Origin of the sequence: Paenibacillus sp. LjRoot153, from assembly GCF_964253085.1 — a bacterium.
Lineage (GTDB): Bacteria > Bacillota > Bacilli > Paenibacillales > NBRC-103111 > Paenibacillus_E.
Genome location: NZ_CAXUQH020000001.1, coordinates 3427768 through 3442411 on the forward strand (window position 1 = coordinate 3427768; position 14644 = coordinate 3442411).

The 14644-nt window shown below is 45.8% G+C and carries 12 protein-coding genes and 1 other annotated feature; of the genes, 8 read left to right on the plus strand and 4 right to left on the minus strand.

The annotated features are described in order from the left end of the window. Positions 1–41 precede the first annotated feature (41 nt). Positions 42–285 (plus strand) — a binding site (T-box leader). A gap of 83 nt (positions 286–368) precedes the next feature. Beyond that, positions 369–2828, plus strand: coding sequence for a leucine--tRNA ligase (gene leuS / locus ACSQ8P_RS14285; RefSeq protein ID WP_436235807.1), 2460 nt, complete (start codon positions 369–371; stop codon positions 2826–2828). 28 nt (positions 2829–2856) lie between these two features. Here the strand turns inward: leuS and comER are convergent, their stop codons facing one another. Then, positions 2857–3687, minus strand: a complete 831-nt coding sequence (comER, locus tag ACSQ8P_RS14290; RefSeq protein ID WP_436235808.1) for a late competence protein ComER — start codon at positions 3685–3687, stop codon at positions 2857–2859. A 193-nt stretch (positions 3688–3880) separates the two neighbouring features. Here comER and ACSQ8P_RS14295 point away from each other — a divergent pair, with 193 nt between their 5' ends. Then, positions 3881–4480, plus strand: a complete 600-nt coding sequence (locus tag ACSQ8P_RS14295; RefSeq protein ID WP_436235809.1) for a ComEA family DNA-binding protein — start codon at positions 3881–3883, stop codon at positions 4478–4480. 102 nt (positions 4481–4582) lie between these two features. Further along, positions 4583–5095, plus strand: a complete 513-nt coding sequence (locus ACSQ8P_RS14300; RefSeq protein ID WP_436235810.1) for a deoxycytidylate deaminase — start codon at positions 4583–4585, stop codon at positions 5093–5095. A gap of 162 nt (positions 5096–5257) precedes the next feature. Here the strand turns inward: ACSQ8P_RS14300 and ACSQ8P_RS14305 are convergent, their stop codons facing one another. Both ACSQ8P_RS14305 and ACSQ8P_RS14310 read right to left on the minus strand, forming a co-directional pair. Continuing rightward, positions 5258–6529, minus strand: coding sequence for an MFS transporter (locus tag ACSQ8P_RS14305; protein WP_436235811.1), 1272 nt, complete (start codon positions 6527–6529; stop codon positions 5258–5260). A gap of 15 nt (positions 6530–6544) precedes the next feature. Then, positions 6545–7000 carry a MarR family winged helix-turn-helix transcriptional regulator gene (locus ACSQ8P_RS14310; protein ID WP_436235812.1) on the minus strand — a complete coding sequence of 152 codons (456 nt, stop codon included), beginning with the start codon at positions 6998–7000 and terminating at the stop codon, positions 6545–6547. Between the two features lie 210 nt (positions 7001–7210). Between ACSQ8P_RS14310 and ACSQ8P_RS14315 the strand changes: the two genes are divergently transcribed. From ACSQ8P_RS14315 to holA, 4 genes are all read left to right on the plus strand, one after another. Further along, positions 7211–9790: a DNA internalization-related competence protein ComEC/Rec2 gene (locus tag ACSQ8P_RS14315; protein WP_436235813.1), complete on the plus strand. Its 2580-nt coding sequence runs from the start codon at positions 7211–7213 to the stop codon at positions 9788–9790. A gap of 237 nt (positions 9791–10027) precedes the next feature. After that, complete coding sequence (locus tag ACSQ8P_RS14320; protein ID WP_436235814.1) at positions 10028–10597, plus strand: RNA polymerase sigma factor; 570 nt, start codon at positions 10028–10030, stop codon at positions 10595–10597. Then, entirely contained in the window at positions 10594–11826 is a 1233-nt protein-coding gene (locus ACSQ8P_RS14325; RefSeq protein WP_436235815.1) for a zf-HC2 domain-containing protein, read from the plus strand. The genes ACSQ8P_RS14320 and ACSQ8P_RS14325 overlap by 4 nt, the downstream gene beginning before the upstream one ends. Positions 11827–12033: 207 nt before the next feature. Continuing rightward, positions 12034–13053 carry a DNA polymerase III subunit delta gene (gene holA, locus ACSQ8P_RS14330; protein WP_436235816.1) on the plus strand — a complete coding sequence of 340 codons (1020 nt, stop codon included), beginning with the start codon at positions 12034–12036 and terminating at the stop codon, positions 13051–13053. A gap of 64 nt (positions 13054–13117) precedes the next feature. Here holA and rpsT read toward each other — a convergent pair whose 3' ends face one another. After that, complete coding sequence (rpsT, locus tag ACSQ8P_RS14335; RefSeq protein ID WP_056609803.1) at positions 13118–13369, minus strand: 30S ribosomal protein S20; 252 nt, start codon at positions 13367–13369, stop codon at positions 13118–13120. A 195-nt stretch (positions 13370–13564) separates the two neighbouring features. Here rpsT and gpr point away from each other — a divergent pair, with 195 nt between their 5' ends. Then, entirely contained in the window at positions 13565–14563 is a 999-nt protein-coding gene (gene gpr, locus ACSQ8P_RS14340) for a GPR endopeptidase (protein ID WP_436235817.1), read from the plus strand. Positions 14564–14644: the final 81 nt, after the last annotated feature.

Sequence of the window (14644 nt, forward strand, 5' to 3'; positions counted from 1 at the left end):
TGCGGCATTATTTTACATATAATCAAAGCTAATCAGTTGTATGGAAAGCTTAGATGAGGAATAGTACCTTGTACAGCATCTTTCAGAGAGTCGGAGCTAGGGTGTGAGCCGACAGATGTTAGTCTTGAGAACTCGCCTCGGAGCTAGAAGGTGAACCGCCTGATCCTAGATCAGATGCGCTAGCTGGATCGTCTCACCCGCGTTAAGGGGCAGAGTGAACACAGGTGAAGAACGCCTTGTGTTAACTAGGGTGGTACCACGGGAATTATACCTCTCGTCCCTAGCGATATCCGCTAGCGATGTGAGGTTTTTTTGTGCGTATAGGCATACATGAGCAGAGAATTAACTTGAAGGAGGCATGGAAGGTCATGACACAGGAATTGAAAGAAACGAAAGAACAACAGGGCTATAATCCGCAAGCGATTGAACCCAAATGGCAGGCTTATTGGGATGCGAAGAAAACATTTAAGGTATTGGAAAATTCGGATAAACCGAAATTCTATGCCTTGGATATGTTTCCATATCCTTCAGGCGCAGGCTTGCACGTAGGACATCCAGAAGGTTATACAGCAACAGATATCGTTTCCCGTTTCAAAAGGATGAGAGGCTTTAACGTACTTCATCCAATGGGCTGGGATGCGTTCGGACTTCCTGCTGAGCAGTACGCCCTCGATACAGGGAATGACCCGCGCGAATTTACAAAGAAAAATATTGATACGTTCCGTCGACAAATTAAATCACTTGGTTTCTCTTACGATTGGGATCGGGAAATTAGTACGACGGATCCTGAGTACTACAAATGGACGCAGTGGATTTTCATCCAGTTGTACAATAAAGGACTTGCTTACGTTGATGAAGTTCCAGTTAACTGGTGTCCGGCGTTAGGTACGGTTTTGGCCAATGAGGAAGTCATTGATGGATTGAGCGAACGTGGTAACCATCCGGTTATTCGGAAGCCGATGCGTCAGTGGATTTTGAGAATTACGGAGTATGCAGAGCGTTTGCTTGAAGATCTTGAGGAACTTGACTGGTCTGAAAGTATTAAGGATATGCAGCGCAACTGGATTGGGAAATCCACAGGAGCTGAGGTTCAATTCGCGATTGAAGGCCATGCTGAGAAAAGCTTAACTGTTTTCACAACGCGCCCAGATACACTGTTCGGTGCAACCTATTGTGTATTGGCGCCAGAGCATGAGCTTGTAGCTCAGATTACAACAGAAGCGCAATCAGCTGCGATTAAAGAATATCAAGAGAAAGCTTCACGTAAGAGCGACTTGGAGCGTACCGATTTGGCGAAAGACAAATCCGGTGTATTCACAGGGGCTTACGCAATCAATCCGGTTAATGACACAAAAGTACCAATCTGGATCGCAGACTATGTCCTTGGCGGTTACGGTACTGGCGCGATTATGGCGGTACCAGGTCATGATCAACGCGACTGGGAATTTGCGAAACAATTCGATTTGCCGATTATTGAAGTTGTTCAAGGTGGGGATGTGGAGAAGGAAGCCTATGCAGGCGATGGTAAGCATGTGAATTCCGGTCCTATCGATGGATTGAACATTGAACAAGGCATCAGCCACATGATCGCTTGGTTGGAGCAAAATGGCAAAGGCCGCGGCAAAGTAACGTATCGCTTGAGAGACTGGCTGTTCAGCCGTCAACGCTACTGGGGTGAGCCGATTCCGATTCTTCACCTTGAAGACGGCACAATGAAGCCTGTTCCTGTGGATCAACTGCCATTATTGCTTCCGCAAGTGGATGAAATTAAACCGTCCGGTACAGGAGAATCACCGCTTGCGAACGTTTCTGAATGGGTGAACACGATTGATCCAGAAACGGGTATGAAAGCGCGCCGTGAAACGAATACAATGCCACAATGGGCAGGAAGCTGCTGGTATTACCTGCGTTTCATCGATCCGAAGAATGATCAAGCCTTCTGTTCGGATGAGCTGCAAAAGCAATGGTTGCCTGTTGATCTATACATTGGTGGAGCGGAGCACGCAGTTCTTCACTTGCTGTATGCGCGTTTCTGGCATAAAGTGCTGTATGATCTAGGTTTTGTGCATACCAAAGAGCCTTTCCATAAGCTTGTTAACCAAGGGATGATTCTTGGCGAAAACATGGAGAAGATGAGTAAATCACGTGGCAATGTTGTGAATCCAGATGACATCGTGAGTGATCAAGGTGCGGATACGCTTCGTATTTATGAAATGTTTATGGGACCATTGGAAGCGACAAAACCATGGAATACAACGGGTGTAGACGGGATCTACCGTTTCTTGAACCGTGTGTGGAGACTGTTCGTTGATGATAACGGTCAGGTGCATGCCAAAATTAGCGGGGATGAAACGCTTGGCAGCGATAGCTTCAAACGTACGTGGCATCGTTCGATCAAGAAAATTACCGAGGATTTTGATGCACTTCGCTTCAATACAGCGATTAGCCAAATGATGATTTTCGTCAATGAAGCTTACAAAACTGAGCGTCTACCACTAGAAGCGATGAAAAATTTCGTGCAAATGCTTTCCCCGATCGCTCCGCATTTAGCAGAAGAGCTTTGGGAGAAATTAGGCGGCGTGGAATCCATTACGTATGAAGCATGGCCCGCTTATGATGAAGCATGGACCGTGGATAATGAAATCGAAATCGTTGTGCAGATCAATGGTAAAATCGTTGACCGTGTTATGATTTCTAAAGATACAGATGAAGCAGCTATGGAGAAAATGGCTTTTGAACTCGACAAAGTCAAAGAAGCGACCGCCGGAAAGGCCGTTCGCAAGTTGATTGTTGTGAAGGGTAAATTAGTCAATATCGTTGTAGGTTAAGAACATAAAGATATAAGCATTGAGAGGGCTACTGCTGCTTTAATGTAAAGAGCTGCTCAGCCTTCTCGATGTCTTCTTCATATTTAGTATGCGTGGCACTAATCACTTGAGAGAAAACTCCGCAAAGTTCCTTTTCCAAAATACGCAAACCTTCTGCCGTAATGCCTCCAGGAACAGATACCCGCTTTTGTAAGCTAACAGGGTTAAAGCCTCCCGTTGTAAGTAATTTCCCTGTACCTAACGTCATTTCACTTGCCAGTAATGTGGCCTCCTCAGCAGAAATACCCGTTTCCTCCACAGCCGCATCAATGAATGCTTGAATAAAACTAGCTAGAAAGGCAGGACCGCAACTAGACAAATCAGATGAAATTCTTGTATAGCTCTCAGATACACGTATTGGTGTAGAGATATGTGTGAAAATATTTTCAAGCCATTCTTTATCTTCAGGCTGCATGCGATTTCCATGAATACATAACGTAGCACCACTTAAAACATAGTTCGTGATACTCGGTATGATTTTACTTATTTTAGCTGGTAAAAGACCTTCCAAATGCTTAATCAGAATAGGACTTGTGATGGATATTATAAATTGAGAGGAAAGCACGTCCTCTTTGATTTCATCAATAACCTTTTTGAATTCAGATGGTTTCACACATAGGAAAATCAAATCACTTCCAAGCACGACTTCACGATTCGTTTCTGCCACCTGCAGGCCAGGATAGTTCTCCGCAAGTAGTTCAACTTTACGTAATGTTCGATTGCTAGCGATAATTTGCTCGGGATTGAATGCCCCGGAATGAATGAATGCTTCAATCAGTATACTTCCCATACTCCCAGTACCGATGAATCCAGCTTTCATCAAGTAATCCCTCCCGATAAAATCAGTCTGTATACGAAAACCAACCTATAATCGTGGTCGCTCAGCCATGAATGGCATGGATAGAGATCCAAGCATCGTCGCATTTGAATAGTGACTAGTCGTGTAGTCATTGGGACGCTTTTTCATGTATATGGTTGCCCAAACGCAAATATGCTAAGAAAGAAGGTAGTATGTGGATTTTTTTGGAAATAAAATAAAGAGAATCCTGTTGATTCTTGGCGCTGTCTCGCTTTTTGTCTGGGTTGTGTGGCCATTTATCCGTGGTGGACAGCCAATCATTCAAACAGCATTCATGCCGATCAATTCGCAGATGGAAGAATTGCTTTTGCAAGGGGAGAATGAGAGAAAAGCAGAACTAGGGAAAGCTGGGCCAGTTGTTACTGAAAAAACGAAAGTAACGCCAAAGGCGAGTTCGAATGGAACATCATCATCAGCAGAAATGATATCCTCACCACCAACCTCTATGGGAACGAACACGCAAACTCCGCCTTCCTCGGAGCCTCCTTCAACCTCCGCTGCTAGTTCTGCACTTCCACCGTCAACTGCACCTCCATCGACTGGAGCTCAGAATGGACTTCTAGATTTAAACACCGCTACATTAGAGCAGTTAGATAAACTGCCTGGGATCGGCGAAAGTAAAGCCAAAGCCATTCTCGAGTACCGTTCGAAGAAGGGACGCTTCAAGCGAGTCGAAGAACTTATGGAAGTGAAAGGAATCGGAGAGAAAATGTTCGAGAAGCTAAAAGGGCTATTGTTTGTGGGTTCAATCTAGCTCATCTTTTCATTTCTAACGAAATATGAGAAAATACTAGAAATAGTTTTAACTTCGAGAATAGTAAATGAAAACCTAGTCAGCAGGAGGGAGTCAATCATCATGAACATCCGGAAAGATTGGGATACGTATTTCCTCGATATTGCCTATATGGCCTCCACACGCTCGCGGTGTAATCGTAGACATGTTGGAGCGGTACTTGTTCAAGGGAAAAAGCTGCTTGGAACAGCGTATAATGGCGCACCGATGGGCGTAGCGGACTGCACGGAAGCAGGTTGTATGCTTGTTGAGGAAATCGAGCTGAAGGTCGTTGCTGAAGTAGAGGAAGTCGTAAGGAAGCACCGTTGTATTCGCACTATTCATGCGGAACAGAATTTGTTGCTGTTTACCGATCGGGAAGATCGTGAGGGTTCTACCGTTTATGTGACGGATCAACCTTGCTGGACCTGTGCCAATATGCTAGCTAACAGCGGGGTGACAGAGATCGTGTTTCATCGGGGGTATCCGAAGGATCATGAGAAAGTTAGCGAGTTAATGGGAGCTAGAGGCATCGCGTTCCGTCAGATGACCACATATGAGCCGCCTGCAGGTACGGTATCGGAGGTAGTGAATTAATTAGCACGCTGCCAGATTTTGACGAAGCCCAGAAAACACGGGTTCATGCAAATGTGCTTGTTGGATTCGTATTCGACAGCTAGGGAATTAGTCATTGTGTTGAAAACTCCCCTAGCTGCTTATACGGCAGTGCCTATGCTTGAGCGACTACATATAAGGGTTTTACAACAGTACGGCCTGTTCTTTGTGTTTTGTAAGTTGTCGCTGTATACGAATAGCGAATAAAGCGGCAATGAAGCAGGTAAGACCAGCAATGAAGAAAGCTTGCGAGTAGCTGCCAAGCCAGTCACGCATTAAACCTGCACCGTACGCGGCAAAGGAGGCACCGATCTGATGAGCCACTACAATCCAGCCGAATATCATGCCAGATTTTTCTTTACCGAAAGTTTCTCCTGCAAGTTTAGCAGTTGGCGGTACGGTTGCGATCCAATCGAGTCCGTAAAATACCGAGAACACGACTAGCATGTACGGAGTAGTAGCCAATGCATACGGTAAAAATATGAGGGATAAACCGCGCAGACCGTAGTACCAGAAAAGTAGCCAGCGGCTGTCGAATCGGTCAGTTAACCAGCCAGATATCGTTGTTCCGAATAAATCAAAAGCGCCCATCATGGCTAGAAGTCCGGCAGCGGCGACTTCCATCATCCCGTAATCTCCGCAAGCGGCAATGAGGTGTGTGCCTATCAAACCATTTGTCGAGAATCCACAAATGAAGAAGGTGCCCGCGAGCAGCCAAAATGTTTTATTTTTACTTGCAATAACGAGGTTCTGGATAGGGGTAAGAAATACATTACCCCTGAAAGGCTCTGGCTTTACAACCTCTGTGGTACCGTAAGGCGCTGCACCAACATCTGAAGGATTATTCTTCATCCATATGGCTACCAGAATAAAGACAACTACGATAGCGGCTACCGCTGCATACATCGCATACCGCCAACCGTAATCGGAAGTTACCTTTGCAATTAATGGGAGAAATAGTAACTGACCCGTTGCCGCACTTGCTGTTAGTATGCCAACTACGAGCCCCTTACGTTTGACGAACCATAGATTGCTGACAGTGATACCAAGCACGTTGGCCATCATTCCACTTGCAAGTCCGGAAACGACTCCCCACAGCAAATCGAACTGCCATAAGGAATTAATAAGCGGCGTGACGGCAAGGCTAGCACCTAGAACGGACAATGCGAGCAATACAACCTTGCGGATACCGAAGCGCAATAACAGTGCTGCAGAAAACGGACCAACAAGTCCATATAGTAAAATTCCGATAGAGGCAACACTTGATATAGCCCCTCGGCTCCAACCGAATTCTTCTTGGAAAGGGATCATCAAGACGCTTGGCATGGAACGTATGCCTGCTGACACAAGTAATGTGACAAACGTTAGCAAGACAATAATCCAGCCGTAATAAAACTTGCTAGTTGTTTGGTTCATAATCTACACCTCATCTTATATTTCTAATTTCTCACTGGCTGATTCCAAAGATTGAGTCAATATTGTAGCGATTTCATCTCCAAGAATAGCCTTATAAGTCCGAAGAAGCTCCTTCGAAGCTGCACGAATTGATGGCTCGAGTTCAATAGCTTTTTCCGTGGGAAAGACGAGTACAGTTTTTCCCTTTACTTGGCGCTCCACGAGTCGTTTGTTTTCCAGCTTATCGATAAATCTGGTGAGAGTAGAGGGCGTAATATAGAGCTTTTCTGAAAGCTCTTTCTGAGGAATTCCAGGTTTTGCAACAACCAGTCTGAGTAAATAACCGTAAGCAGGTGCAAGCCCTGTTGTTGCAAATGCATCGTCGGCCATTCGGCTAATTACCCGACTTAGCCGATTAGTCGTGAAGTATAAGCATTGATGCAAAAAAGCTTCATTGTCATCCGTATCTGTTACTTGAGGTTTGTTAGCCATATTTTGTTCTCCTCTTATTTTGTATGTACAACGAATATAATCCATGTGTTTTTACCTGTCAATTGTATTTATTAAACAAGATGGATCTAGAAATGTGAACTGAATGTAATTAAGGGGAAGAACCTCTTTCTAGTGCAGCCATTGTGGGTGCGTTAGAAAGAGGTTTTTTGTTTGGATCGTAAGAAAGTGAAAATGAAGGAGTGATCTCCCATGAAAAGACCAGTTGTTCAAGGTTGTTGTCTGTGGATAAGTGGCTATGTGCTCGCTATCTATACCGAACTCCCGTGGCTCTCCTGGATGACAAGCGCGCTGCTGTTAGCCGCGCTCGTCATCCTCTACACGCTGCGACTGCCTGGCCGGCAGCCGATAGGGGCGCTGCTGCTGGTCGTTATAGCCTACGGCTATTATCAAGGGACCGACCAGCGCAACATCACTGCGCTGCCGCTGGCGCAGCAGCAGCAGATAAGCCCTGACGGCAGCGAGGTCACGCTGCTCGGCCGGTTTGCCAGCCCTGTCACCATTGACGGTGACAGGGCTAGCTTCACCCTGGAAGCGGAGTCCATCCGCTTCCCAGAAACCAGCGCTTTCCCGCTCGGCGGGGAAAGCGTGCAGGTCTCGCTGCGCCTGATGGAGCAGGCGCAGCAATCCGTGGCGTCGGGCTGGCGCCGAGGCGACGCCTTGACGCTAACGGGGACGCTGCGCAGCCCGTCCCCGGCCCGCAACTTCGGCGGCTTCGACTACCGCCGATATCTGCGCCTTCACCACACCCATTGGCTGATTTCAGCCAAAGGGGTGGATCAGGCGCAGGTGCAGCCTGCGGCAGCGCACTTCAGCGTCGTCCAGCTGCTGCGCTGGAACGACGAGCTGCGCGCTGCGCTCAGCAGGCGTATGGACCTGATCTTTCCCGCGTCGCAGGCGGGATTCATGAAAAGCATGTTGATCGGCATCACGGACGATCTGGATCCAGACCGCTTCCAGCAATTTTCGGAGCTGGGACTTACGCATATTTTGGCAATCTCAGGCTTGAATATTGCCGTTTTCCTAGGCGTGTGCATCTGGATCTTGCGCCGTTTTAAAGTCACGAAGGAAAACTATCTGCTCATCTGTATGTGCTTGCTACCGTTCTACGTCCTCGTCACTGGGGCATCGCCGTCCATTGTCAGGGCTGGACTTATGTCGATGATTGCTCTATACGCCGCTCGGCGTGGAGGAATGAAAGAGGTGTTGCACATTCTAGCCGTTGCCGCATGGGCCATGCTTTTCTGGAATCCTTATTTTTTGCTTGATGTAAGTTTCCAGCTTTCCTTCCTAGTCACACTTGGACTCATCATCGGCGTACAAAGAGTGACGACCTTACTTTCTCCTTGGATGACTTCTCCCACACTCAAAAACACCCTCGCCATCACACTCGTTTCCCAATCCGTCTCTTTTCCGGTCTCGATTTACTATTTCAATCAGTTTTCTTTGTTATCTTGGTTAGCGAATGCTGTATTAGTCCCTGTAATCAGTATGATCGTGTTTCCAGCAGGCTTGGTTGCGCTGGCGTTAGGTATAATTTACATTCCGTTAGGTCAAAGAATAGGCCAGATTATCGCTTGGCTGAATCAAGCAATATTCTGGATTACTGATCAACTTCAGCAGATTCCTCATCTCACAATGATATGGCCATCTCCAAGTATACCTTGGATCTGTTTTTACTACGGATTCCTAGTTATTATTTATATGCTCTGGCATCGCTGTTACCTAAATTCGAAAGGTGAGCTTCCCATAATATTGGAGATCAACACTAGGGAAAGTACACAGGGAATGCGTATAAAGCTCAGTTTACTCCTTGCAATAGGAGGCTTTCTCATGCTGTTATGGATGGGGTATTCGCCGAATCGCTTTCAACGAACAGGTCTTGTCCAATTTATCGATGTTGGGCAAGGTGACGCCATTCTGATTCGAACGCCTTATGGTCGCCATTTATTAATCGATGGAGGAGGGACACTCACGTTCCGTAAGGCAGGTGATGATTGGAAAATCCGCAAGGATCCGTTTGAAGTGGGGCAAAAATTGCTAGTTCCTCTCCTGAAAAAACGGGGTATTCAAAGTCTAGATCTTGTCGTACTTACACACGAGGATGCTGATCACAGCGGCGGTTTGCAGGCTGTTATTGAACAAATTCCAGTGAAGCAATTTCTATTTAACGGAACATTTAAGGAAAGCAGCTCTATGACGACCTTTTTTTCCACACTTGTTCAAAAGAAAGTCCCCTTATTACCAGCGCAAGTTGATAACTGGATCGACATCGACCCTGTTACGAAATTGCAGGTGATTTACCCGCTTGAAACGAATCCGACAATGATTGAAATTGTCAAAGAGCAGAATGCGAGATCCGTTGTTTTCTTACTCGAGATGCAAGGGACACGTTGGCTTTTTACGGGAGATATGGAGAAAGAATCCGAGGCGGCCGTGCTGGATTATTTGCGTGATCACTCTGCATTAGTAGCCGATGAGAGGAATTTCGCCCCCATCCCCACTGGCGGCGGGAACAACAAAATCGATGTTCTTAAAGTTGCTCACCATGGCAGTAAAACCTCAACCACCTCGGAGTGGTTGACATACTGGAAGCCAGCTGTGGCAGTTATCTCGGTGGGCGTCATGAATACGTATGGCCATCCTTCTCCAGAAATTACGGATCGCTTGATCAATGCGAACGTGGCCATTTTTCGCACGGATCGAATGGGGGAAGTACAGATGGAGGTGCGGAATTCGGGGGTTTTCACACGGATGAAGTTACGGAACTAGGAATGACGATCGCACAAACGAAGTAGGTTACAGGCCTTAGAAGCATCATTTCCTGGCGGGAATGTTCGTCTAAGGCTTTTTCTGTTGTAAAAATCAACTATTGTGAAACTAATTTTCATTTTTTACGTCTAAAAGATGTTATGTGACTCATTATTTGTTATTCTGATAGATGAAAGTTATCAATATATTAATTCTAAAAAAATTGCAACCTTATGAGATGTGATTGCGTCTGTAAGAATGCAAGGGGGAGGGATCCCAGTGATAGCACCCGAACTGGTAAGATCAGCACAAGCCGGTGACCGTGATGCGCTCATTACCCTATTGCGAGAGATTGAGTCTCACGTTTATCGGACGGCTTTTTATATTTTGAATAATGAACAGGATGCGCTTGATGCTTCGCAAGAAGCTCTTCTTCGGATTTATACCAAAATTAATTCCTATGAAGAAAAAGCTTTGTTCAAAACGTGGGTGCAGCGGATTGTTACGAACATCTGCATCGATAAATTTCGCAGAGCGAAACCAACGGTTTCTATGGATGAGCATGAAATGACTTTTACAGCTGATAATGATGTAGAACAGGAAATATTGACTAGTTACCTAGCTCAGGATATTAGAGAGGCTATTGAGAAGCTTCCCGAACACCATCGCACTGTAGTTGTTCTACGTTATTTGCAGGACTTTTCGTATCATGAAATTGCAGAATCGCTAAACTTACCACTCAATACGGTGAAGTCTTACTTATTTCGAGCTAGACACACCTTACAGTCGTTACTCCAAGATTATCAGAAAGGAGGTGTTCGGGGATGAAATGTCAAGAGGTGATGATGTACATGCAAAGACAGCTAGATGGAGATTTAGCTCCAAAAGAAGAAAATGAGCTGCATGCTCACCTTATGCATTGTTTGGACTGTGCCCAGATGTTTGAGCGTCTGCAGGCATTGTCGAACGAATTGTCCCAGCTTCCTAAGGTTATGCCGCCTTTCAGTTTGGTTGATGCTATTATGCCACAACTGCTTGAATTGGATAAACAAAATGAGACACCACAGACGGACAATGTCGTTGTTTTCCCATCCAGGGTTGCTAGGGCAGAATCGGAAGAAGACATACCTAAGCTCACAGGATTGAGCCGATTTAAAGAACAGTTCTCGTGGAAATTCGCAAGCGGCGTCGTTGCCGCGGGATTGATTATTGGATTTTTCGCATTTAACATGGGGAATCCTGTTATCGACAATGCGGACGGAATTATGTCTCGTTCAAGTGCTGATTCCAAAAGCCCAGCTGAGCAGCGTGTAACCGGAACTTCAGAGTCGAATCAAAAGCTAGGGAACGATGACATTGCTAAAAACCAGGAAAACGCTACATCTATTGAAGGATCACCAATCGCGCCAACGACGGATTCGTTTGCAAAAGGGACAGACACTGCTAACTCTTCTACAGGCAACGCTGGGAATTCGCCGCAAGCTACTTCCAAAGCGCAGTTAGAAAAACCAGGTGCATATAGTTCACCAACCAATGGGAGTGACATGCAGACGAACAAGGTATCACCATCTACATCGGCTCCAGAGCGGTTGAGGGATCCGGACACGTCCGTTCCAAAGACGGATAAGGTTGATCCAAATGCAGAAGCTATTACTACCCCTGCTGCTGGCTTAAACGTTCCGAAATCATCGTTAGAACCGAAGTCGACGGAGTCACCAACAAAGAAAACGGCTCCGGTTCCTTCCGTCGACCCATCGAGTACAGACCGAATAAGTGCGAGTCAAGGTATTCTCTCAATAACAGTTCCTCAAAGTGAGCCTATACTGAAGTCTACAACGGGTACTTATGAGGCAACGATTGAAGACGCACATGTTGTCATTCGAAACAGTACCACACATGAGCTTGTCTTTGCTTCCAAGCATGTATGGGAGGCAGAGGATCAAATCAGGTTGTTGGAATGGTCGAAGGATGACAAGCTGTTTTATGAAGTCATTAGTAAGGGATTGCTTCAAACGATTCTTATCGATGTCAAAGAGAAAACAGAAGCCAATAAATAAACGTAAAATTCGTTGCACCAATTTGACTGAAATTGCGTAAACTATCTTAGGAAACAAGGGACAGTTCATTCATCCACACGAGTTAAGGTTTCTAGGGCCTTGAATCGGTGTTTAAATAGACTGGCAAAGGGATTGCTTCAAAGTCTTCGGGCTTTGACGTAATCCCTTTGTTGTTGTTAAAATAAACAGGAGGGGTGAATGCTAGTCATGGACGCAAAAAGAGCATTAAAAGATATACAAGCAGGCCGCCCAGCTCCCGTTTACTTGTGCTATGGACCTGAGAAATATAAAATGCGCGAATTTATTCAGATTTTAACGGATTCATTAATGGGGCCGGAAGATCGGGAATTTGCAGTGAGTAAATTCGATTTGAGTGAAATGCCACTTTCATCTGCGTTAGATGATGCGGAAACGTTACCTTTTATGGTGCCGAAAAAATTGGTTATTGCTAAAAATGCGTTGTTTTTCACTGGTGCGAAGGAAAATACGAAGCTAGAGCACAATATGGATCGCTTAACAGCCTATTTAAAGTCACCTGCGGAACATACGGTCGTGGTGTTCACAGTCGATGCCGATAAATTGGACGAGCGTAAGAAGATTGTCAAAGCGCTTAAGGACATGGAGGCTGCTGTGCCGTTCCTTTCTTTGAGCCCAGAGGAATTGACGCAATGGGTAGCTAAACAAGCGAGTACGCTAGGCTTTACATTCTCAAGTGGAGCGGCAGACCAGTTGATCCTGTATACAGGAGGCAATTTGCAATCGTTATCGGCAGAACTAGAGAAGATTTCCCTGTTTATAGGTGCCGAAGGAGTAGCTTCACCTGACGTTATTGATCAATTGGTCGCTCGGAGCACGGAACAGAACGTATTCATACTTATTGAAGATATCGTGAATGTGCGGTTGGAGCGGGCTTTTGTGATCTTAGAGGAGCTTCTGAAGCAGCGTGAGGAGCCAATCAAAATCGCTTCGCTCATCGCCAGACAGTTCCGGATCATGTTACAGGTGAAAGAACTTGGAAAGCAGGGTTATTCGCAGCAACAGATGGCTTCACAGATTGGCTTACACCCTTTTGCGGTCAAAGTTGCCGAAGGGCAGGCGCGAAAGTACGATGGGGAGAAGCTGAGCCGAATTATGGGAGAGCTGGCGGATCTTGATTTGCAGATGAAAACGGGGAAAATCGATAAGGTTTTAGGGTTGGAATTGTTTCTTCTTAGGCTCGCTGCCTAGGAAGAACAATGGAAAAAAGACTAATTCTCCTAGGAGAATTAGTCTTTTGCTTTATGTCCGTGAATTACGCTTGAGCCGAAAGAGCGTTTAGCTTTTTAGCTAGACGGGACTTCTTGCGGTTAGCGGCATTTTTATGAATTAAACCTTTAGAAGCAGCTTTGTCTAATTTCTTAGAAGCAGAAACTAAAGCTTCAGGGGTTAAAGCTGTTTCGAAAGCTTTCACAGCAGTACGCAAAGCGGACTTGTGGGAAGCGTTGCGAAGACGACGCTTTTCGCTAACTTTTACTCGTTTAATAGCGGATTTAATGTTTGGCATGAAATTCACCTCCTACTTACAAAACACGTTCAACGTTACATTTGTATGTTTGCTGACAACTTTAAGTATTCTACCACGCAATATTTCAAATTGCAAGAGCTGTCAATAGGTTTTCAGTGGTCTCTATCTTTGCATAACGCCGCGGCATCTGTCACACAATAAGCAACACAGCGCAAGTATGAAAGGGGACCTCCAATGGACTTAGGCATATTTAACACACAGACCGATCTTGCACTCGATGCAAGGGATATGGCCCATGCAGCCAACCAGGGGCAACCGATTCCTGGTATTGAACAGGAGTTCACACGGGAAAACGGGATACGCGTAACCAAAATAAACGTTCTTAACGAAGAAGGCTCCAAAGCGCTTGGTAAGCTTCTGGGTCATTATATAACGATTGAAGTACCTGCGTTGCGGGAGAAAGACAGCCAATTGCAGGATCGTGTGGCGACAAAGCTAGCTCAGGAGTTTGAGCAGTTTTTGCGGCAAGTTGGTATTCCCAAAAATGCAAAAGCCCTGATTATTGGACTGGGTAATGGCAATGTGACTCCCGATGCCTTGGGACCTCTCGTTGTTGAAAATATAATGGTGACGCGTCATTACTTTGAACTGGTTCCTGAGGATGTGAGCCCAGGCTATCGAGCTGTGAGTGCTGTTGCGCCAGGAGTACTTGGTACAACGGGGATTGAAAGCAGCGACATTGTGCAAGGGATTGTAGATAAATCTAAGCCTGATTTCATCATCGCCATCGATGCGCTTGCTTCAAGATCCTTGGATCGTGTTAATACGACCATACAAATTGCGGATACCGGCATACACCCGGGATCAGGCATCGGCAACAAGCGCAAAGGCTTGACGAAGGAGCAATTGGGTATTCCAGTTATTGCGATTGGTGTTCCTACCGTTGTATATGCTTCAACGATTGTGAATAATGCTTTTGATCTGATGCAGAAGCATTTTAGCGGTCAAACGAGCAATACGGGTCAGATCTTCGGACTTCTGGATAACATCAACGAAGATGAGCGGCTGCAGCTTGTAAAAGAGGTGCTAAACCCCGTAGGACACGATCTACTCGTGACACCGAAGGAGATTGATCAGTTTATTGAGGATATTGCCAATATCATTGCCAGCGGCTTAAATGCGGCTTTACATGACGCGGTAGATATCGATAACGTAGCAGCCTATACCCATTAATGAAACGAGAGAACTGAGCCCTACTAACGTGGGGGCAGTTCTTTTTGGCGTTCGTGCCTACCAAAAAAAATGGCAGCCTGC